The organism is Streptomyces lothianensis (assembly GCF_047779955.1).
Taxonomy (GTDB): domain Bacteria; phylum Actinomycetota; class Actinomycetes; order Streptomycetales; family Streptomycetaceae; genus Streptomyces.
On the sequence record NZ_JBLMKT010000069.1, the window covers coordinates 64,404 to 82,924 of the forward strand.

An 18,521-nucleotide genomic window follows, 5' to 3' on the forward strand; every position below is an offset into this window, starting at 1 on the left:
CGCTGGTCGTGCGCGGCGCCCCGGTCGTCATCGGATACGGAGTGGGGAGCAAGGCATGAGTACGCGGGATGTCTACATCGTGGACGCCGTCCGGACGCCGGTGGGGCGCTACAACGGGGCGCTCGCCGGCGTCCGGCCCGATGATCTGGCCGCGCACGCGGTACGGGAACTCCTGGACCGCTCCCCCGAGTTGGATCCCGCGCGGATCGACGATGTGTACTTCGGCAATGCCAACGGCGCCGGTGAGGAGAACCGGAACGTGGCCCGGATGGCCGCGCTGCTCGCCGGCCTGCCGACTTCGGTGCCCGGGGTCACGGTCAATCGGCTGTGTGCCTCCGGTCTGGAGGCGGTGATCCAGGCCGCCCGGGCGATCGCGCTCGGCGATGCCTCCATCGCGCTCGCGGGAGGCGTCGAATCGATGACGCGTGCGCCTTATGTCCTGCCGAAGAGCGACCGGGCCTTCCCGGCCGGGCACACGGAGATGTTCTCGACGACGCTCGGCTGGCGGATGGTGAATCCACGGATGGCTCCGGAGTGGACGATTCCGCTCGGCGAGTCCGCGGAGCTGATCGCGGACAAGCACCGGATCACCCGCGAGCAGCAGGACGCTTTCGCGCTGGCCTCGCACGAGAAGGCTTCGGCCGCGTGGAAGAACGGTCTGTTCGAGGCCGAGGTGGTGCCCGTGCCGGTGCCGCAGCGCAAGGGCGAGCCGGTCGCGTACGTCAAGGATGAATGCGTACGGGAGAACGCCTCGGCTCAGGCGCTGGCGGGGCTGAAGCCGTCCTTCCGCAAGGAGGGCGGGACGGTCACGGCCGGGAACGCCTCGCCGCTCAACGATGGCGCGGCGGCGCTGCTGCTGTGTGACGAGGAGGGGTTGCGGGCCACGGGGCGTGAGCCGCTGGCGCGGATCTCGGCGACCGGTGTGACGGCGGTCGATCCGCAGTACTTCGGGCTCGCACCGGTCCCGGCGGTGGAGCGGGCGCTCGCCAGGGCCGGGCGTACGTTCGCGGACCTTGACACGCTGGAGCTGAACGAGGCCTTCGCCGCGCAGGTGCTCGGCTGTGTCGCCGAGTGGCCGGAGTTCGACCCGGCCGTGCTCAACCCGCAGGGCGGCGCGATCGCGCTCGGCCATCCTCTCGGGGCCTCCGGTGCGCGGCTCGCCGGAACCGTGGCCCATCAGCTGGCGCGGCGCGGCTCGGGCGTCGGGGTGGCGACCCTGTGCATCGGGGTGGGGCAGGGGCTGGCTCTGGTACTCGAACGCTGAGGCCTGGGTGCTCTGCCGTCGGCTCCGCACCGGGCGGTACCCGGCAGGCAGTCAGGGCCGGTCGCCGAGGCGGTGCAGTTGCAGGGCGAGCTGGAACTCCAGGGCGCGGGCCGGGGTGTTCCAGTCCTCGCCGACGAGGCGGCCGATGCGTTCGAGGCGCTGCACCACCGTGTTCACATGGACGTGCAGGGCGTCCTTGGTACGGGTGAGGCTGGCGCCCTGGGTGAAGTAGGCGTCGAGGGTGGCGACGAGCGCGGTGCCGCGCTTGTCGTCGTACGCGAGCAGCGGGCCGAGCGTCCGCTCGACGTATCCCGGCAGATCGGCCTGGTCGCCGAGGAGTACGCCCAGGAAGCCGAGCTCGGCGAGCGCGGACCCCCGGCCGGTGTGGCCGAGGGCGCGCAGCGCGGACAGACAGCGGGCCGCCTCCGTGTGCGCGGCCGCGAGCGCGGCCGGGCCCGGGGCGGGGCCCGCGGCGCCGACGGTCACCGGAGTGCCGAGACTCCGGCCGAGGAGTTCGGCCAGGGTGCGGGCGCGTGGTCCCGGCCGGTCGCCGGGCAGGACCAGAACCACCTGCTCGTGGTGGATGCCGGCGAGTCCGCCCTGTGCGAGGCGCGCGCCCGCGGCGAGCAGGCGGTGGCGGGGTGCGGACTCGGCGTGCAGCACGAACACGGAGTGCGGCCGGGCCAGCAGGACGCCGAGGCGGCGGGCGCGGGCGGTCAGTGCGGAGGGATCGCCGGTGGCGGAGAGCAGATCGCTGAGGAGTTCCCCGCGTACGCGTTCCTCCGCCTGGGCGACCGAGCGGCGCAGCAACAGCAGCAGGGCCGTGACGACGGCGGCGCGTTCGAACAGGAGCCGGTCGGCATCGGAGAGATCGGCGCGGCCGGTGAGGGCGAGGGAGCCGAGGAGTTCGGGCCCCGCGAGCACCGCACAGACCCAGACGCCGTCGTGCTGCACGGCGCGTCCGCGGGTACGGGATGCGGTGACATCGGGCGGCGGCAGGCTGCCGGACCGGTCCGTGGTGGCGGCGAGTTCGGCGCCGTCGGCATCGTGCAGAACGATGTGGCCGTCGAGGAGAGCGGCCAGCGCCGCGGCGACCTCGTCGGCGCCGCCGCCGCGCAGCACGAGGTCGGTGAGCTGGTCGTGTGCCTCCTCGGCGCGGCGCATCGCGGCGCTGTGGGCGCGGATCGTCGCGGACGCGGCGTTCAGGTCGTCGAGCGCGGCGCGGGTCTCCTCGAGGAGGCGGGCGCTGTCGATGGCGATGGCAGCGTGGTCGGCAAGCGAGGACAGGAGGTTGACCTCCTGCGGGGTGAAGGTACGGGGCGAGCGGTCGGAGGCGTACAGCACTCCGAGGACCGTCGACCCCAGCATCAACGGCACGCCGAGGATCGCGTGCAGGCCCTCCTCGCGTACCGCGCCGTCGATGGTGCGGGTGTGCTTGAAGCGCGGGTCGTCGTGGTAGTCCCCGGTCGCGTAGGGGCGTGCCGTGTGGGCGACGAGCCCGCCGAGCCCTTCGCCCATGCCGAGCCGCACCTGCTGGAAAGCGGCGGACACCGAGCCGTCGGTGACGCGCATGTACGTATCGCCTGCGGCCTCGTCGTTGAGCGACAGATAGGCGACATCCGTGCCGAGGAGCAGGCGTGCGCGGTGCACGATGGCGCGCAGGACGGCGTCGAGATTGCGCAGCGCCGCGAGGTCGCCCGCGGTGTCGAACAGCGCGGTCAGCTCGGCTTCGCGGCGGCGGTGCTGAACCAGCGTGCGGTGGATGCGCAGGGCGACCTCGGTGGCCTCGGTGAGCTCGGCCAGTTCGACGGCGCTCGCGCCGCCCCGGCGGGCCTGGGCGGCGGGCCGGGCGAACTCCTCGGCGCCGGCGCCCTCGGCGAGCAGGTCGAGGAGGCGGCGCGTGGCTGCCCCGCAGCTCAGGGGGGTGTCGCCGGGGGCGTTCATGGTGGGGAGCATACGGTTTCCGTACGAGTGGACGGGAGGTCCCGCCGTGAGGGCACGGCGGGACCGGTCAGGCCGACTGTGGGGTGCGGTCGGGTGCGGGTGCGGTCCGGCGCGGGCGGTCAGCCGCCCACCGGCGCGGTCACCTTCGGGGCGCTCGGCTCGGGTTCGCTGTCCTGGGCCAGGTCACGGCCGCGGGTCTCCTTGGCGATCCACACCGTGACGGCCGTGACCAGTGCCGCGAACGCCAGGTACAGGGCCACGGGTGTGGACGAGCCGTAGTCCTTCAGCAGCTCCACGGCGATGATGGGGGCGAGGGCGCCGCCGATGATGGAGGCGAGCTGCGAGCCCATGGACGCGCCGGAGTAGCGGACCTCGGTGTCGAACATCTCGGAGATGAACGCGGCCTGCGGCCCGTACATCGCGCCGTGCAGCAACAGCCCCACGGTCACCGCGAGGGTGATCACCGCGAAGGACTCGGTGTCGATCAGTGCGAAGAAGGCGAAGGCCCACACCGCCATACCGACGGCGCCGATCAGGCTCACGGGGCGGCGGCCGATGCGGTCGGAGAGCGCGCCCCACAGCGGGATGGTCACGAAGTGCACGGCCGAGGCGATCAGGACAGCGTTCAGGGCGGTGCTCTTCGGCAGCTCCAGGTGGACGGTGATGTAGACGAGCAGGAAGGCCGTCAGGACGTAGTACGAGATGTTCTCGCCGAAGCGGGTGCCGATCGCGGCGAGCACCTCGCGCCAGTTGCGCCGGAACACCTGGACGACCGGCATCTCCTCCTTGGCAACCTTGCCGGTGCGGGCTGCGGCCTCGGTACGGGCGGCTGCCTTCGCCTGCGCGGCGAGGAAGACCGGCGACTCGGAGACGGAGACCCGGATCCACAGGCCGATGACGACGAGGACGCCGGAGAGCAGGAACGGGATGCGCCAGCCCCAGGCCTGGAAGGCGGCCTCCGACTGCACGGCGGCGAGCAGCGCGAGTACACCGGTGGCGAGCAGATTGCCGCCAGGGGCGCCTGCCTGCGGCCAGGAGGCCCAGAATCCGCGCCGTTTCGCCCCGCCGTGCTCGGAGACGATGAGGACCGCGCCACCCCATTCGCCGCCGAGCGCGAAGCCCTGGATCAGCCGCAGCAGGGTGAGCAGGATCGGGGCGCCGACCCCGATGGTTGCGTGCGTGGGCAGCAGGCCCATGGCGAAGGTGGCGCCGCCCATCATCAGGAGGCTGATCACCAGAAGCTTCTTGCGGCCGATCCGGTCGCCGAAGTGCCCGAACACGATGCCGCCGAGCGGGCGGGCGGCGAATCCGACCGCGTAGGTGAGGAAGGAGAGCAGGGTGCCCACGAGCGGGTCGCTGTCGGGGAAGAACAGGGTGTTGAACACCAGGGCCGCGGCGGATCCGTAGAGGAAGAAGTCGTACCACTCGATGGTGGTGCCGACGAGGCTCGCGGCGACGATCCGCCGGATCGAACCGGGCGTGGGCGGGGCTGAGCTGGCTCTGGTCATGGTGAGGCCACCGTTTCGGTCGGCTGTGCGGGGACGGGGACGGGGACGGGACGGGACGGGGGTGCATGACTATGGCGGGCGTGCGGCGGATCGCGGGGGACGCGGGGTGGCTCGCGGAGTGCCGAGGTGTGCCCGGAGGGCTGGGGGTGTGCCCGGAGGGCTGGGGGTGTCCGGCCGGTCAGGCCGCCGGACCCGCTAGGGCGTGCCGGGCGTCGCGGGGCAGAAGCGACATTCGCAACACGCCCTAGTTGGCGCTCCAGCCGCCGTCCACGGGCAGCGAGGTGCCGGTGACGAAGCCGGTGTGCGGGCCGCAGAGCCAGAGCACCGCGGCGGCCACCTCCCCGGGTTCGATCAGGCGCTTGATCGCCGAGCGTTCGAGCAGGACCTGCCCGAGGACGGCCTCGGGGTCGATGCCGTGGGCCTCGGCCTGCGCCGTGATCTGGCCCTCCACGAGCGGGGTACGGACATAGCCGGGGTTGACGCAGTTGCTGGTGACGCCGTGGGCGGCGCCTTCGAGTGCGGCCACCTTGCTGAGGCCTTCAAGGCCGTGTTTGGCGCTGACGTAAGCGGATTTGAACGCGCTCGCCCGCAGGCCGTGCAGGCTCGAAATGTGCACGAGCCGGCCCCAGCCCTGTGCGTACATATGGGGAAGGCAGTGCTGGATCAGCCGGAACGGTGCAGTGACCATGATCTTCTGCAGCAGTTCGAAGCGTTCCGGGGCGAGTTCTTCGATGGGGGCGACGTGCTGGAGTCCTGCGCAGTTGACCAGGATGTCGATCGCGCCGGGCAGCGCGTTGAATGAAGTGCTGTCGGTGAGGTCGAGGGCGTGGGCGGTCCCGCCGGTCGCGCCGGCGGTCTCCTTGGCCGATTCGGCATCGCGGTCCACGACATGGACCAGGGCTCCGGCCTCGGCGAGGGCCAGTGCGCAGGCCCGCCCGATGCCGCTGCCGCCGCCGGTCACCAGGGCGCTGCGGCCCGTGAGGTGCACGGCGGCGGTTGCTGCGGCCGGACCCGGAAGTTGGCTTGTCATGGCCGGAACGGTAGAGAAACACCGTCGTCCGGCCCATGTGTCATGCGGCCACAGATGAGGGAAGGATTATGTGGCTGGGCCCCAACGCCTGGCCGGTCGGTGGTTCTCCGGTGCGTTCAGACCTCGCGGCGCACGCTCACCGCGTCGAGGCGGATCGCGAACGGGGCCGTGTCCTGCGGGGTCAGGGCGAGCACCTGCTCCCTGGGCAGGGCCACCTCGATGTGGACGCAGAAGGAGACCGCGTACAGGGCGCCTTCGGTCTCCTCGTCCTGCAGGGCGAACAGGAGTGCGCAGGTGTACGCGGTGGAGTCGGGCCCGCCGTCGAGGAACCGCAGATGGGCGGCGTCCTCCTGGCCGCGAAGGCCGGTGACGAGGTCCGTCAGGGCGGATTCGACATCCGCCCAGAAGCCGTCGTGGGTGAAGGTGTCGACGAGAGCCTGCCGGACGCCTTCCTTGAGGGTGAGGACCACGACGTGGGCGGGCGCGTTCTCCCGCAGCCCGAAGCCCGGTATCACCCGGACGACCCGGCTGCCGGGCAGGGCGCGCGCCGCCCGCTGCACGCGCCCGAACACCTCGGCGCGCGGTGCGGCCAGCGCCTCGGCGAAGGCGGCCTCGATCTCCTTGAGGGGGACGGCGCCGGAGGCTTCGGTCCGGTGGACGACCCGGTATCCGGACGGGGCAGGGGTGCTGCTGTGCTCGCTCATGGCTGGCTCCTTGTCACTTGTGCCTGAGATCCACTTGTGCCTGAGGTCCGTCGCGCCCACCCGAGTGACCTTCGGGAGCGCTCAGTATGGCGGTCCGGCGCCGTCGGCCCATCGGCCGCCCGGGTGCTGGACAACGGGGCGAGTGCGCAGGTCGCGGGGCGTTGTCAGTGGCGTACGCAAGACTGGTCGGTCCGAGACCAGCTGATCGTTGGTCCGAGACCTTGTGCGAAAGGGCAGTTGAGATGACCGAGCTGGAACTCGTCGCGGCGCAGGCCTACATCCGTCTTCTCCAGACCGCGCGCGCCGCGCTTGAGGAGTCGCGAAGCGGGCCCCTGGCGATCACGGTGCTCGCGCCGCCGATGGCGGAGGCGGACCAGGCGCTCGCCGCGGCCGGACTCGCGGGCAATGAGCGCCGGTTGTTCGAGCTGGTGCACCAGGTGTGTCCGCGGCTTCCGGTGGATTCGCCTGCCTGAGTGCGCGGGCGGCGCGGCGGCTCGCGGGTGCCGCGTACGCCGTGACCTGACCCGGTGACTGGCCGATACTGGGCGCAGACCGGACGCGGAGGCGATCACCCGACCTACGGAGGCGTGCCGAGGTATGAAGATGCTCATCAATGTGCCGGAGACGGTGGTCGCGGACGGGCTGCGTGGCATGGCCGCGGCCCATCCGGAGCTGACGGTCGACGTCGAGCGGCGGGTGATCGTACGCCGGGACGCGCCGGTCGCCGGGAAGGTCGGCCTGGTCTCGGGCGGTGGCAGCGGTCATGAGCCGTTGCACGGCGGGTTCGTGGGGCCGGGCATGCTCTCGGCGGCATGTCCCGGCGAGGTGTTCACGTCCCCGGTGCCGGACCAGATGGTACGGGCGGCGGCCGCGGTGGACAGCGGACAGGGGGTGCTGTTCATCGTCAAGAACTACACGGGCGATGTCATGAACTTCGACATGGCCGCCGAACTCGCCGAGGACGAGGGCATCCAGGTCGCCAAGGTCCTCGTCAACGACGATGTGGCGGTCACCGACAGCCTGTACACGGCGGGGCGCCGCGGCACGGGGGCGACGCTGTTCGTGGAGAAGCTCGCGGGCGCGGCCGCCGAGGGAGGCATGCCACTGGAGCGGGTGGAGGCGATCGCCCGGCGGGTGAACGAGAACTCGCGCAGTTTCGGGGTCGCGCTCAGCGCCTGTTCCACACCGGCCAAGGGCAGCCCGACCTTCGAGCTGCCCGCCGGAGAGCTGGAACTGGGGATCGGCATCCACGGCGAGCCGGGCCGTGAGCGGCGTCCCATGATGACCTCCGGGGAGATCGCGGAGTTCGCCGTGGACGCGATCCTCGACGACCTGCACCCGCGCGACCCTGTGCTGCTCCTGGTCAACGGCATGGGGGCCACACCGCTGCTCGAACTGTACGGCTTCCACGCCGAGGTCAGCCGCGTGCTCGCGGCACGTGATGTCGCCGTGGCACGGGTGCTCGTGGGCAACTATGTGACCTCGCTCGACATGGCCGGCGCCTCGGTGACGCTCTGCCAAATCGACGAGGAGCTCCTCGGGCTGTGGGACGCGCCCGTGCGTACACCGGCCCTGCGCTGGGGCATCTGAACCGCACCGATCCGACTGGAGGCCCTGTGCTCGACGCCGAGTTCTTCCGCCGCTGGATGACGACGACCGCCGCTGCCGTCGACCGCGAGGCGGCGCGGCTGACCGATCTCGACTCGCCCATCGGCGATGCCGACCACGGCACCAACCTGCGCCGCGGTTTCACCGCGGTCGCCTCCGTGCTGGGGAGCGAGACGCCTGAAACCCCGGGAGCGGTGCTTGTGCTGGCGGGGCGGCAGTTGATCTCCACCGTGGGCGGAGCCTCCGGACCGCTGTACGGGACGCTGCTGCGCCGTACCGGCAAGGAACTGGGCGAGGCGGCGGAGGTCTCGGCCGGACAGTTCGCCGATGCGCTGCGCGCGGGCGTCGAGGCGGTGGAGAAACTGGGCGGGGCCGCGCCCGGGGACAAGACGATGGTGGACGCCCTCGATCCGGCGGTCGCCGAGCTGGCGGCCTCGTCCGGCTCCGGTGCCGAACTGCCCGCTGCCTGCGCGGCCGCCGCCGAGGCGGGCGCGCGCGGGGCCGAGGCGACGATTCCGCTGATCGCCCGCAAAGGCAGGGCAAGTTATCTGGGCGAGCGCAGCATCGGGCACCAGGACCCGGGGGCGACGTCCTCGGCTCTGTTGTTCGCCGCGCTCGCCGAGACCGCTGCGGGCGGGGAAGGCGGCGCGCGGTGAGTGACGAGGGACCGGTCGGTATCGTCCTCGTCTCGCACAGCGGGCCGGTCGCCACCGCCGTCGCGGATCTCGCCCGCGGCCTCGCGGGCCCCGATGCCTGCGCGCCGGTCGCGGCGGCGGGCGGCACGCCGGACGGCGGCCTCGGCACGAGTGCCGATCTGATCGCTGCGGCGGCCCGTTCGGTGGACCGGGGCGCCGGGGTCGCCCTGCTTGTCGACCTGGGCAGTGCGGTCCTCACGGTGAAGACACTGCTCGCCGACGAGGACGAACTCCCGCCCGGCTCACGGCTGGTCGACGCCCCGCTCGTGGAGGGCGCGGTGGCCGCGGTGGTGACGGCCTCGGCCGGTGCGGATCTCGATGCGGTCCAGGCCGCGGCGCGGGAGGCCTATGCGTATCGCAAGGAGTGACGGTGAGCCGGACGGCTGCGGGCGGGTGCGCGGAGGCCGGAGCCGTACGCGCTGAGCCGTATCCGCGACTCCGTATCCGCGAGACACCATCCGCGAGGCCGCGTCCGCGAGGCCGCGTCCGCGAGGCCGTACGCGCGAGCAGGTCAGTCGGCCGCCGCGGCGGGCGTTCGCGCGCCCACGAACCGCGTGTACCCGCGCCGGCTGAAGCCCAGCGCTTCGTAGAGCCGGATCGCGCTCTCGTTCTCCGCGGCCGCGTGCAGGAAGGGTGTCTCGCCGCGTGCGCGGATGGCCGCCGCCATGGCCCGTACGAGCCGGGTGCCCAGGCCCTGGCCGCGGAATGCCTCGTCGGTGCAGACGGCGCTGATCTCGGACCAGCCGGGCGGGCGCATCCGCTCCCCCGCCATCGCCACGAGCCGGCCCTCGCGGCGGATGCCGAGGTAGGTGCCGAGTTCCACGGTCCGCGGCAGGAACGGTCCCGGTTGTGTACGGCCCACAAGGTCGAGCATGTCCACAACATCGTCGGCGCCGAGCCGTACGGCCTCGGGGTCCGGGCGGGCGTCGACCGATGCGTCGACGAGCTGTACGCCGAGGCCCTCCCAGTCGATCTCCCAGCCGGCGGGCGGCATGGAGCGCAGGCCGGGCAGCGCGACCTCGGCGCCCGGGCCGGCGAGAGCCGCGAGATCGGCCCAGTCCCGGGCCTCGGGTTCGTCCGGCAGGGCGGCCCACGGCGCCATGTCCACGGGGTAGCGGCGGGCACGGCCACACTGCTCGGCGAGGTGGGCGTGCGGGCCGAGGAGTGCGTCGTAGGCGGGGTTGTCCAGGACGTGCCGGGTCGCCGTCCCTGCGGCGGTCATGGTGCGGTGCCTCGCTTCTGCCGTGAATCGTGTGCGGCGGGGCGTGCGCTCCGCGATGATGCACCGGGTGCAAGCCCGGGCACGGCGGAATTATTCCGTGCGTGCCATCTCGTCCTGAGACCGCCGCGTCGAAGCCTGAGACCTCCGCGTCGGATCCTCGGGCCGCCGTGTCGAATCCTCAGACCGCCGTGTCGAACCAGGTCGGCTCGTCCAGCAGCGCCTGCTTGATGCGGAAGGCCCCGAACTCGTGCAGCTGCGGCAAGGCGTCGACGGAGAACCAGCCCACTTCGAGGGACTCCTCGTCATTGACCCGCGCCTCGCCGCCGACCGCGCGGCAGCGCAGGGTGATGTCCATGAACTGGCACCGGTCGCCGTTCGGGTACGTGATCGGGTCGAGGGTCTGCACCAGGACCACCCGCTCCGGTACGCAGTGCACGCCGGTCTCCTCGTAGACCTCGCGCACGGCGCAGGCGGCAGGCTGCTCACCGGGCTCCACGATCCCTCCGATCACGGACCACTTGCCGGTGTCGGCGCGCCGGCCGAGCAGCACTCTGCCCTCGTCGTCGAAGACGAGGGCGGTAACGCCCGGCAGGAACAGGAGCTCGTGGCCCACGCTGGTCCGGATCTCGCGGATGAAGTCGGGGGTACCCATGGGCTCGACCCTAGCCGTTCGCCGATCTCCGTCCGGGCCGGGCTGTCCGGATCACCGAGCGGCAGAGCCCGTCGTACGCCGGTCGCGAATCCGGCGCGCGACGGACCAGCCGATTCCGCCCGCGGCAAGCACGATCAGAGCGGTCTCCGGGGCGCTGCCGAGCCGCGTGGCCGGGGTCTGCGAGCTGCGCAGCGGCACCTCGGCGACGAGGGTGTCGGCGGTGAACCAGGTGGTGCGCTGCACGATCTCGCCGTCCGGCCCGATGACGGCGCTCACCCCGCTGGTCACGGGGACGGTGACGGTGCGGCTGTGCTCGACGGCGCGGATCCGTGACATGGCGAGCTGCTGGTAGGTCATCTCGCTGCGGTCGAAGGTGGCGTTGTTGCTGGGTACGGAGAGCAGCTGGGCGCCGTGCGTGACGGTGTCGCGCACGGCCCAGTCGAAGGCCGCCTCGTAGCAGGTCGCGAGGCCCACCTTCGTGCCGGCCATGGTGAAAACACCGGGTTCGGTGCCGCGGCTGAAGTCCTGGCGGACCATCGATCCCCATGCGGGGTTGATCGCGTTGACCACGGAGCGCAGCGGCAGGTACTCGCCGAAGGGCTGGATCTGGCGTTTGTCGTACGTGTCGGTGGGGCCGTCGACGGGGTCCCACAGGATCTGTTCGTTGAGCAGCCGCCCGTCCTCCGCCAGGACGACCCCGCCCACCGAGACAGGCGCCCCGACGGCCTTGACGGCGGCGTCGATGTCCGCGTACGCGTCGGGGTTGCGGAATGGGTCGATGTCGGAGGAGTTCTCCGGCCAGAGCACGACATCGGGCTGCTCCACCTCGCCCGCACGGATCCGCTCGGCCAGGCGCAGCGTCTCCTTGACGTGGTGGTCGAGGACCGCCTTGCGCTGGGCGTTGAAGTCGAGTCCCGCCCGCGGCACGTTGCCCTGGATGACGGCTACAGTGGCGGTGCCGTCCTCCGCCGCGTCGGAGACCAGCGGCAGCGAGGCGAGGGCCGCGGCCGTCGGCACGGTGACCGCGCCGACGGCCACCGCGGCGGCGGCACGGTGCAGGGTGCGGGTACGGCGGTGGTCAAGGCCGACGCGGACGGCTTCGAAGAGACCGTAGCCGCAGAGCACCACGGCGAAGCCGAGCACGGGAGTCCCGCCGAGCGCGGCAAGCGGCAGGAACACCCCGTCGGCCTGGCCGAAGGCGAGCTTGCCCCAGGGGAAGCCGCCGAACGGTGCCCGCGCGCGGACCGCCTCGCCGAGCGTCCACACGGCCGCCGCCCACAGCGGCGCTCCGGGCAGCCTGGACACGGCGGCCATGCCGACCGCGGTGACGGCCACGAGCAGCGCTTCGATGGCGGCCAGGGCCAGCCACGGCCCGGGACCGACCTCGACGCCGGTCCAGACGAGCAGCGGCAGCAGGAAGCCGAGGCCGAAGAGGTAGCCGCGGCCGAGCGCGCTCCTCACGCCGCGGCCGCGCAGACACCAGGCGAGCCCGGCGAAAGCGGGCAGCGCGAGCCACCACAGGGTGCGGGGCGGGAAGCTCACGTACAGGAGCACACCGCTGAGCGCCGCGGCCGCGAGCGGAACGAGCCGGCGCAGCAGCCTGCGGCCGCGCGGCTCGGGTGCGGGCGGGGTCTGCTCGCCGGTCGGCGTGATGGTGGCTGTCACGCCGCGGAGTCTACGGCGCGTGGCTGTGACCTGGGCAGGGGCGTCCGGCCTGCACGTGGCTCAGAGGCCGTTCGCGGAGCCCGTGGCGGGCAGCCGGAGGCGTTCGCGGATGAAGCGGACGGCGCCCTCGGCATCGTCGACGGTGACGGTGAAGGTGCGCCCGTCGCCCAGTTCGAGGATGATGCCCTCACCGCGCCGTACGACGACCGCGGTGCCCTTCTCGGGGCGCCAGCGGTAGCCCCAGCCACCCCAGTGGCGGGGGGTGACCCGGGGGAGGAACTCGGCGCCGACGATCTGGCTCAGCGGGATACGACGGCGTGGCAGGCCCATGTGGCCGCAGCGCACTTCGATGGCTTCGGTGTCCACGCGTACCGCCACGTGTACGAAGGCGAGGGTGCCGAAGAGCATCAACAGGCCCGCGGCGAGGCAGCCGATCACCGCCATCAGCAGGGGCGCGAGCCCGGAGGTCCACGGTGCGTCGACGGCCAGCTCGATGCCGAGCGCCATGCAGGCCGCACCGGCACAGGCGAGCAGCCACTGCATACGGTTGGTGGCGCGACCGGTCCAGACGTCGGGATGGGGCTCGGTGCCCCGCTCCTTGTGGGGGTGGTGCCTCATGCCGTGAAGGCTACTCGCGTTCCGTTGCGAAGGCACCAGGTTGCGGAGGGTGACCCACGGATGCTCCGGCCACGTACCTCCGCGGCGTGACGCCGGTGACGCCTGGGGCGATGCCGTCGCTCAGCGCGCCGCGCTGGTGGCGCTCAGCTGGCGGCCTTCGGCATACGTGAGGGCCTCGGCCGGAAGCTCGCCCTCGCGGCCGGTGAGCAGGACGGTCAGGGTCCCGGTGGCCGGGGCCTCGGGGGCGGGCTGCGCGTGGATGCGGCGCAGAGCCTGGGCGGCCACGGCGCCCGCGCTGCCGTGCAGGATCAGCGGCGGCTCACCGGGCTGCTGCACGGCGGCGCGGATACGCTCCGAGACCAGTTCGTAGTGGGTGCAGCCGAGGACCACCGCGCGGACGTCGCCCGGCGTGAGCGCCGCGGCGGCCGCAACGGCGCGGTCGATCGCGGCCTCGTCGGCCTGCTCCACGGCGTCGGCCAGCCCCGGGCAGGGCACTTCGGTGACGTCGACGCCCGCGGCGAAGTCGGCGATCAGGCCACGCTGGTAGGGGCTGCCGGTGGTGGCCGGTGTGGCCCAGATCGCGACGGGTCCGCCGCCCGCGGCGGCCGGCTTGATCGCCGGGACGGTGCCGATGACGGGCAGCGAGGGCTCCAGGTGCGCGCGCAGGGTGGGCAGCGCGTGCACGGAGGCGGTGTTGCAGCCGACGATCAGCGCGTCCGGCCGCAGCGCTGCGGCCGCCTGCGCGCAGGCGAGGGCGCGGCCGGTGAGGTCCTCGGCGGTGCGCGGGCCCCAGGGCATGCCCTCGGGGTCGTTGGACAGGACGAGATCGGCGTCGGGCCGCAGGCGCCGCATGGCGGTCGCGGCGGGCAGGAGGCCGATTCCGGAGTCCAGAAGCGCGATCTTCACCCGGTCACCATAGTCGATCGGCCCCCTCGCAGCCGGGTCGTGGGGCATCATCGCGGGGATGAGCGCACTCGCCTGGACCGCCGCCGCTTCGCTCGCCGCCTGGCTGTGGCTGCTGCTCGCGCAGGGCTTCTTCTGGCGTACGGACATCAGGCTGCCCGGCCGCTCGGCTCCCTCGAAGTGGCCGTCGGTGGCGCTGGTCGTGCCGGCCCGGGACGAGGCCGAGGTGCTTCCGCTCAGCCTGCCGTCGCTGCTCGCGCAGGAGTATCCGGGCGAGGCCCGGGTCTTCCTCGTCGACGATGCGAGTACGGACGGCACCGGTGAGCTGGCCCGTGTGCTGTCCGAACAGCACGGCGGGCTGCCGCTGGCCGTGACCTCTCCCGGTGAGCCGCCGGCCGGCTGGACGGGGAAGCTGTGGGCGGTACGGCACGGGATCGCCGAGGCGCGGGCCGCGCAGGCGCCCGACTATCTGCTCCTGACGGACGCGGACATCGCCCATGCCCCGGACAGCCTGCGGGATCTGGTCGCGGCGGCGCACGGCTCAGGCTTCGATCTGGTCTCGCAGATGGCGCGGCTGCGGGTGGCGACCGGGTGGGAGCGAATGATCGTTCCTGCCTTCGTCTACTTCTTCGCGCAGCTCTACCCGTTCCGCCGGATCGCGGTGGACGGCTCGCGGACGGCTGCCGCGGCCGGGGGCTGTGTGCTGCTTCGAAACGAGGCGGCGGCCCGCGCGCGGGTGCCGGATGCCATCCGCCATGCGGTGATCGACGATGTGGCGCTCGCGCGGGCCGTGAAGGACTCCGGCGGCCGGGTATGGCTGGGGCTGGCCGAGAAGGTGGCCAGCATCCGGCCCTACCCTCGCCTCGGCGACCTGTGGCGGATGGTCTCGCGCAGTGCGTACGCGCAGCTTTGCCACCATCCGTTGCTGCTGCTCGGGACGGTGGCGGGGCTGCTGCTGGTCTATGTGGTGCCGCCGGCGGTTCTCGTGGCGGGGCTTGCGGCCGGCGACGGGGCGGCCGCCTCGGTGGCAGGCCTCGCGTGGCTGGTGATGGCCGCCACGTACACCCCGATGCTCCGCTACTACGGGCAGCCGCTGTGGCTCGCGCCGCTGCTGCCCGCCACGGCGGTGCTGTACCTGCTCATGACCGTCGACTCGGCGGTGCAGCACCATCGCGGGCGCGGGGCGGCCTGGAAGGGCCGCACGTATGCGCGGCCCGACCGGGCGGCTTGATCCGGCGGTCCGGCCGATGTCCGCATCGAGGCCGCGCATCGAGGCCTGACCGGTGCCGGTCGGTGGTTCAGGCGGGTGTCACTTGCGGCCCGGTGTCCAGTCCAGGCCCCAGCCGTAGGCGTAGTCGACGGTGCGCTGCGGGCTGACACCGCGTTCGGGGACCAGGAAGCGGGATTCGCGGCGGACCACCAGGTCGCCGTTCTCGTTGGTGATCAGGGCCAGGGCGCATACGTTCGAGGGGACGGTGCACTCGTCGAGTGAGAAGTCGACCGAGGCGCCGTGCTGCGGGGTCAGGGTGACCGTCGCGTGCAGATCGGCGAAGCTGCGGGCGCCCTCGTAGATCGTGACGAAAACGAGGATCCGCCGGAAGGCGTTCTTCTGGTCGAGGTTGATCGACATGTTCTCGCCCGATGCGTTGGCACCCGTGCGGTCATCGCCGTCGAGGTGGATGAACGGGGGCCGGTCGTAGGCGCCGAAGGCGTTGCCGAGGGCCTGGATCACGCCCTTGCGGCCGTCGGTGAGCTCGTAGAGCGCGCACAGGTCGAGGTCGAGGTCCGAGTGCATGGCGACGGCACGGCCGAGCTTGGCGGCCCAGCCCTTGAACTGCTTGCGCACCTCCCAGTTGAGGTTGATGCGCATCCCGCCCGAGGTGCCGCCCTGCTTGGTGAGCGAGACGGTGGGCGCGGCCTTGGTGAGCGTCACCTTGGTGAGCCGGACGGGGGCAGCAGGGGCCACTGGGGTGGCCGGGGCGACCGGGGTGGCCGGGGTGGCCGGGACCGCGGGCGGGGCGGGCGGAGTCTGCGGGGCGTAAACGGGCGGTGCGGCCACAGGCGGAGCGGGAGCCGGGACGGGTGCGGGAGCCGGGGCGGGTGCCGCCTGCTGGGGTTCGTCGACCGTGATCCCGAAGTCCGTGGCGAGGCCTTCGAGCCCGCTGCTGTAGCCCTGGCCGACCGCGCGAAACTTCCACGCGCCCTGGCGCCGGTACAGCTCGCCCAGGACGAAGGCCGTCTCGACGGTGGCGTCCGCACTCTCGTAGCGGGCGATCTCGGCGCCGCCCGCCGCGTCCATCACCCGGATGTGCAGCCCGGGCACCTGGCCGAACGTTCCGCCGTCGGACGAGGCGGCGAGCACCACCCGTTCGACGTCCGGCTCGATGCGCCCGAGGTCGATGCTCACGCAGTCCAGGGTCTCCGCGCCCGCGGTCCGCTTGCCCTCGTGGCGTACCGCGCCCGAGCTGTGCGAGGGCTGGTTGTAGAAGACGAAGTCCGCATCGCTGCGCACCTTGCCGGAGGCGAGCAGCAGCGCCGAGGCATCGGCATCGGGCACGCCGGGGCCGGGCCGCCAGCCGATCTCGATCCGGACAGCGGATGCGGGCACCGCGAGATTGGAGCCCTTCGACATGGACTGCATGGACATTCGTGCCCCCACTGATGCGTCGTCTTCTTCGGAAAGGACCCCCTGTGCGGCCCACGGACAACTTAGCCCGCCGCTCCCCCGGGACGCGCGGTGTCCGCACCGCAAAGCCCGGCGCGGCATCCTCGCAGGGTTTACCTTCCTCCCCGGCAAGCCGGAAGTCCCCGGTGAGTTCGAGGACTTCACCCGGAAATCGGATCACTGTCCCGGGTGAACTTCGCCGCGGGTTCGCAACGGCATCCGGCAAACGCCGCGCGTCCCGCCCGGCACGGCGCCCGGGGCCCGCGGCGGCGGCCGTGTCGAACATGTCGACGTCCGCGGCATCCAGCCGGTCCGGGTAAACCGCGCTGGACAATTGAGCGACATTTCGGCCGTTCGTATAGGCCCCCCGGGCACGGTGAGTTGGCCGGATGGCGCCCCAAGGAGAAACGGGTGCGTCAAGTCCAGATGTATTCACACAAGCCCCACCGATGTCAGGGCTATCCAACCAGCACATCGTGGGCTTAACTTATGTGCCATGACCTCCCCCCGCTCCGCCTACGGCGGCGGTTACTACGCCTCGCCGTCCTTCCCGGACACCCCGATCTACGACTCCCTCGTCGCCGAGCGGGGTACGCCGCAGATCGCCCCGATCCGGGTGCCCTCCGGCTATGACGCGCCGGGCAGCCAGCTGTCCGCGCTCCCGGCGGCGCTTCCCGCGCTGCCCTCGGCTCCTTCGCCGCAGCCCGCCGCCCAGGCTTACGGGTACGGGCAGCAGGCACAGCTGCAGCATGCTCCTGCTCCGTACATTCCGCAGCAGCAGTCGATGCAGCGCGGCGGACATCCCGGCGGCGGACATCCCGGCGCCCAGCCGATGCCACAGCCCCAGCGCCCGATGGGCGGTGCCGGGTACGAGGCGATGCGGCCGGCCGCTCCACGCCCCGCGCCAGCGCCCATGCCGTACGAGGACCCGTACCAGCGCAGGCATCCCGGCGGCTACTGATCGCCCTGCCGTCGATCGCCCCCGCTGATGGACCTGGCACGGGTGCGCAGACCGCTCCGGGGCGCCGGAAGCGGGCCGGCAGGATGACCGGTTGCCGACCGTGAAGCTGCAGTCGATCCATGTGCATCCGCTGAAGTCAGGGCGCGGCTTCGCGCCCTTGCAGGCCGGCGTGGAGCCCTGGGGACTCGCCGGTGACCGGCGCTGGTTGCTCGTGGACGCCGGCAAGCGCGTCATGACACAGCGGGAGCATGTCCGACTGGCCCTGGCCGAGCCGGAGTCGCCGGCGGACGGCATCCGGGTGAGCGCGCCGGCCGTGCGCAGCTCACGGTTGCCGTGCCCGGGCCGGGTGCGTCGGTGACGGTGGAGGTCAGGCGGGACAAGGTCGAGGTGGTGCCTGCCGCGGAGGCCGCGCACGCGTGGTTCGGCGAGTACCTCGGCGCGGAGGTACGGCTCGTCCATCTCGACGCGCCCGCCACGCGCCGACCATCGACCCGCGCTTCGCCCGGCCCGGTGGGACGGTGCCGTTCGCGGACGGATATCCGCTTCTGCTCACCACGCGCTCCTCCCTCGACGCGCTCAATTCACTGATCGCCCAGGGCGACCGTCCGGACGAGGCTCCGGTGTCGATGAACCGTTTCCGCCCCCATGTGGTCATCGAGGGCACGGTTCCCTGGGCCGAGGGCGACTTCCGGCGACTCGCGATCGGCGAGGCGGTGTTCCGGGTGGCGAAGCCGTGCGGCAGGTGTGTCGTGACGACCACCGACCAGGTCACCGCCGTGCGTGGCAAGGAACCGCTGCCCACCCTGGCGCGCCACCGCCGTCTCGGCCACCAGCTGGTCTTCGGCCGGCATCTCGTCCCCCGAAGCCCTGGGCACGATCCACGTCGGCGACACGGTCCGGGTGCTGGACCAGAAGGTTGCTCGACCAGGAAGCGCTGCACCGCAGGGAGCGCCGGCCCAGGCGACCTGCGAGTGCCGGCCCAGGGGGCCCGCGAGTACTGGCCCGGGGGACCTGCGAGTGCCCGACCAGGAGCGGTCCTGCGCCTGCTCCACGGAACGTCGGCCCGGACGCCTGGGCATTCC

General features: G+C 72.5%; 17 protein-coding genes and 1 pseudogene. 8 read left to right on the forward strand and 10 right to left on the reverse strand.

Annotated elements, in window-relative coordinates; all coding sequences use genetic code 11:
* Window positions 1-55 precede the first annotated feature (55 nt).
* Window positions 56-1,264, forward strand: a complete 1,209-nt coding sequence (locus ACLF6P_RS24225; protein ID WP_415952884.1) for a thiolase family protein — start codon at window positions 56-58, stop codon at window positions 1,262-1,264.
* Between the two features lie 51 nt (window positions 1,265-1,315).
* Here ACLF6P_RS24225 and ACLF6P_RS24230 read toward each other — a convergent pair whose 3' ends face one another.
* The 4 genes from ACLF6P_RS24230 to ACLF6P_RS24245 all read right to left on the reverse strand — a co-directional run bounded on the left by ACLF6P_RS24230 (window position 1,316) and on the right by ACLF6P_RS24245 (window position 6,450).
* Window positions 1,316-3,208 carry a helix-turn-helix domain-containing protein gene (locus ACLF6P_RS24230; RefSeq protein WP_415952886.1) on the reverse strand — a complete coding sequence of 631 codons (1,893 nt, stop codon included), beginning with the start codon at window positions 3,206-3,208 and terminating at the stop codon, window positions 1,316-1,318.
* Window positions 3,209-3,327: 119 nt separating this feature from the next.
* Window positions 3,328-4,716, reverse strand: a complete 1,389-nt coding sequence (locus tag ACLF6P_RS24235) for an MFS transporter (RefSeq protein WP_415952888.1) — start codon at window positions 4,714-4,716, stop codon at window positions 3,328-3,330.
* 244 nt (window positions 4,717-4,960) lie between these two features.
* The gene (locus ACLF6P_RS24240) at window positions 4,961-5,746 is read right to left on the reverse strand and encodes a 3-hydroxybutyrate dehydrogenase (RefSeq protein ID WP_415952890.1); all 786 of its coding nucleotides are present in this window, start codon (window positions 5,744-5,746) and stop codon (window positions 4,961-4,963) included.
* Window positions 5,747-5,862: 116 nt separating this feature from the next.
* Window positions 5,863-6,450, reverse strand: a complete 588-nt coding sequence (locus ACLF6P_RS24245) for a Type-2Aa cytolytic delta-endotoxin (protein ID WP_415952892.1) — start codon at window positions 6,448-6,450, stop codon at window positions 5,863-5,865.
* 242 nt (window positions 6,451-6,692) lie between these two features.
* Between ACLF6P_RS24245 and ACLF6P_RS24250 the strand changes: the two genes are divergently transcribed.
* The 4 genes from ACLF6P_RS24250 to ACLF6P_RS24265 all read left to right on the forward strand — a co-directional run bounded on the left by ACLF6P_RS24250 (window position 6,693) and on the right by ACLF6P_RS24265 (window position 9,121).
* A complete protein-coding gene (locus tag ACLF6P_RS24250; protein WP_415952894.1) occupies window positions 6,693-6,923 on the forward strand; it encodes a hypothetical protein in 231 nt (76 codons plus the stop codon).
* A gap of 124 nt (window positions 6,924-7,047) precedes the next feature.
* Complete coding sequence (gene dhaK / locus ACLF6P_RS24255; RefSeq protein WP_415952895.1) at window positions 7,048-8,040, forward strand: dihydroxyacetone kinase subunit DhaK; 993 nt, start codon at window positions 7,048-7,050, stop codon at window positions 8,038-8,040.
* A 26-nt stretch (window positions 8,041-8,066) separates the two neighbouring features.
* Window positions 8,067-8,714 (forward strand): dihydroxyacetone kinase subunit DhaL, encoded by a 648-nt coding sequence (gene dhaL, locus ACLF6P_RS24260; RefSeq protein ID WP_415952963.1) that lies wholly within the window; start codon window positions 8,067-8,069, stop codon window positions 8,712-8,714.
* The gene (locus tag ACLF6P_RS24265; RefSeq protein ID WP_415952897.1) at window positions 8,711-9,121 is read left to right on the forward strand and encodes a PTS-dependent dihydroxyacetone kinase phosphotransferase subunit DhaM; all 411 of its coding nucleotides are present in this window, start codon (window positions 8,711-8,713) and stop codon (window positions 9,119-9,121) included. Before dhaL ends, ACLF6P_RS24265 begins: the two co-directional genes overlap by 4 nt.
* 143 nt (window positions 9,122-9,264) lie before the next feature.
* On the opposite strand, the gene ACLF6P_RS24270 is transcribed toward ACLF6P_RS24265, so the two are convergent.
* The 5 genes from ACLF6P_RS24270 to ACLF6P_RS24290 form a co-directional block, all read right to left on the reverse strand.
* Window positions 9,265-9,975 (reverse strand): GNAT family N-acetyltransferase, encoded by a 711-nt coding sequence (locus tag ACLF6P_RS24270; RefSeq protein WP_415952898.1) that lies wholly within the window; start codon window positions 9,973-9,975, stop codon window positions 9,265-9,267.
* Window positions 9,976-10,153: 178 nt separating this feature from the next.
* On the reverse strand, window positions 10,154-10,627 hold the full coding sequence (locus ACLF6P_RS24275; RefSeq protein WP_415952900.1) for an NUDIX hydrolase: 474 nt from the start codon (window positions 10,625-10,627) through the stop codon (window positions 10,154-10,156).
* A gap of 51 nt (window positions 10,628-10,678) precedes the next feature.
* A complete protein-coding gene (gene lnt, locus ACLF6P_RS24280; protein ID WP_415952901.1) occupies window positions 10,679-12,292 on the reverse strand; it encodes an apolipoprotein N-acyltransferase in 1,614 nt (537 codons plus the stop codon).
* 60 nt (window positions 12,293-12,352) lie between these two features.
* Window positions 12,353-12,910 (reverse strand): hypothetical protein, encoded by a 558-nt coding sequence (locus tag ACLF6P_RS24285; protein WP_415952903.1) that lies wholly within the window; start codon window positions 12,908-12,910, stop codon window positions 12,353-12,355.
* A 120-nt stretch (window positions 12,911-13,030) separates the two neighbouring features.
* The gene (locus ACLF6P_RS24290) at window positions 13,031-13,816 is read right to left on the reverse strand and encodes a glutamate racemase (RefSeq protein ID WP_415952904.1); all 786 of its coding nucleotides are present in this window, start codon (window positions 13,814-13,816) and stop codon (window positions 13,031-13,033) included.
* A 58-nt stretch (window positions 13,817-13,874) separates the two neighbouring features.
* Here ACLF6P_RS24290 and ACLF6P_RS24295 point away from each other — a divergent pair, with 58 nt between their 5' ends.
* Window positions 13,875-15,044 (forward strand): glycosyltransferase, encoded by a 1,170-nt coding sequence (locus ACLF6P_RS24295; protein WP_415952906.1) that lies wholly within the window; start codon window positions 13,875-13,877, stop codon window positions 15,042-15,044.
* 78 nt (window positions 15,045-15,122) lie between these two features.
* Here the strand turns inward: ACLF6P_RS24295 and ACLF6P_RS24300 are convergent, their stop codons facing one another.
* On the reverse strand, window positions 15,123-16,445 hold the full coding sequence (locus ACLF6P_RS24300) for a TerD family protein (RefSeq protein WP_415952965.1): 1,323 nt from the start codon (window positions 16,443-16,445) through the stop codon (window positions 15,123-15,125).
* A gap of 529 nt (window positions 16,446-16,974) precedes the next feature.
* Between ACLF6P_RS24300 and ACLF6P_RS24305 the strand changes: the two genes are divergently transcribed.
* Both ACLF6P_RS24305 and ACLF6P_RS24310 read left to right on the forward strand, forming a co-directional pair.
* On the forward strand, window positions 16,975-17,439 hold the full coding sequence (locus ACLF6P_RS24305) for a DUF6643 family protein (RefSeq protein WP_415952907.1): 465 nt from the start codon (window positions 16,975-16,977) through the stop codon (window positions 17,437-17,439).
* Window positions 17,440-17,530: 91 nt separating this feature from the next.
* A pseudogene (locus ACLF6P_RS24310) lies at window positions 17,531-18,348 on the forward strand (MOSC domain-containing protein); the annotation flags it as partial.
* Window positions 18,349-18,521 lie beyond the last annotated feature (173 nt).

Excerpts from the sequence above, each read along its gene's own strand:
- ACLF6P_RS24305 (WP_415952907.1), top strand. The coding sequence starts at position 16,975 with ATGACCTCCCCCCGCTCCGCCTACGGCGGCGGTTACTACGCCTCGCCG.
- ACLF6P_RS24275 (WP_415952900.1), bottom strand. The coding sequence starts at position 10,627 with ATGGGTACCCCCGACTTCATCCGCGAGATCCGGACCAGCGTGGGCCAC.
- ACLF6P_RS24235 (WP_415952888.1), bottom strand. The coding sequence starts at position 4,716 with ATGACCAGAGCCAGCTCAGCCCCGCCCACGCCCGGTTCGATCCGGCGG.
- ACLF6P_RS24250 (WP_415952894.1), top strand. The coding sequence starts at position 6,693 with ATGACCGAGCTGGAACTCGTCGCGGCGCAGGCCTACATCCGTCTTCTC.
- dhaK (WP_415952895.1), top strand. The coding sequence starts at position 7,048 with ATGAAGATGCTCATCAATGTGCCGGAGACGGTGGTCGCGGACGGGCTG.
- ACLF6P_RS24285 (WP_415952903.1), bottom strand. The coding sequence starts at position 12,910 with ATGAGGCACCACCCCCACAAGGAGCGGGGCACCGAGCCCCATCCCGAC.
- ACLF6P_RS24240 (WP_415952890.1), bottom strand. The coding sequence starts at position 5,746 with ATGACAAGCCAACTTCCGGGTCCGGCCGCAGCAACCGCCGCCGTGCAC.
- ACLF6P_RS24245 (WP_415952892.1), bottom strand. The coding sequence starts at position 6,450 with ATGAGCGAGCACAGCAGCACCCCTGCCCCGTCCGGATACCGGGTCGTC.
- ACLF6P_RS24270 (WP_415952898.1), bottom strand. The coding sequence starts at position 9,975 with ATGACCGCCGCAGGGACGGCGACCCGGCACGTCCTGGACAACCCCGCC.
- ACLF6P_RS24230 (WP_415952886.1), bottom strand. The coding sequence starts at position 3,208 with ATGAACGCCCCCGGCGACACCCCCCTGAGCTGCGGGGCAGCCACGCGC.
- ACLF6P_RS24300 (WP_415952965.1), bottom strand. The coding sequence starts at position 16,445 with ATGTCGAAGGGCTCCAATCTCGCGGTGCCCGCATCCGCTGTCCGGATC.
- ACLF6P_RS24225 (WP_415952884.1), top strand. The coding sequence starts at position 56 with ATGAGTACGCGGGATGTCTACATCGTGGACGCCGTCCGGACGCCGGTG.
- ACLF6P_RS24295 (WP_415952906.1), top strand. The coding sequence starts at position 13,875 with ATGAGCGCACTCGCCTGGACCGCCGCCGCTTCGCTCGCCGCCTGGCTG.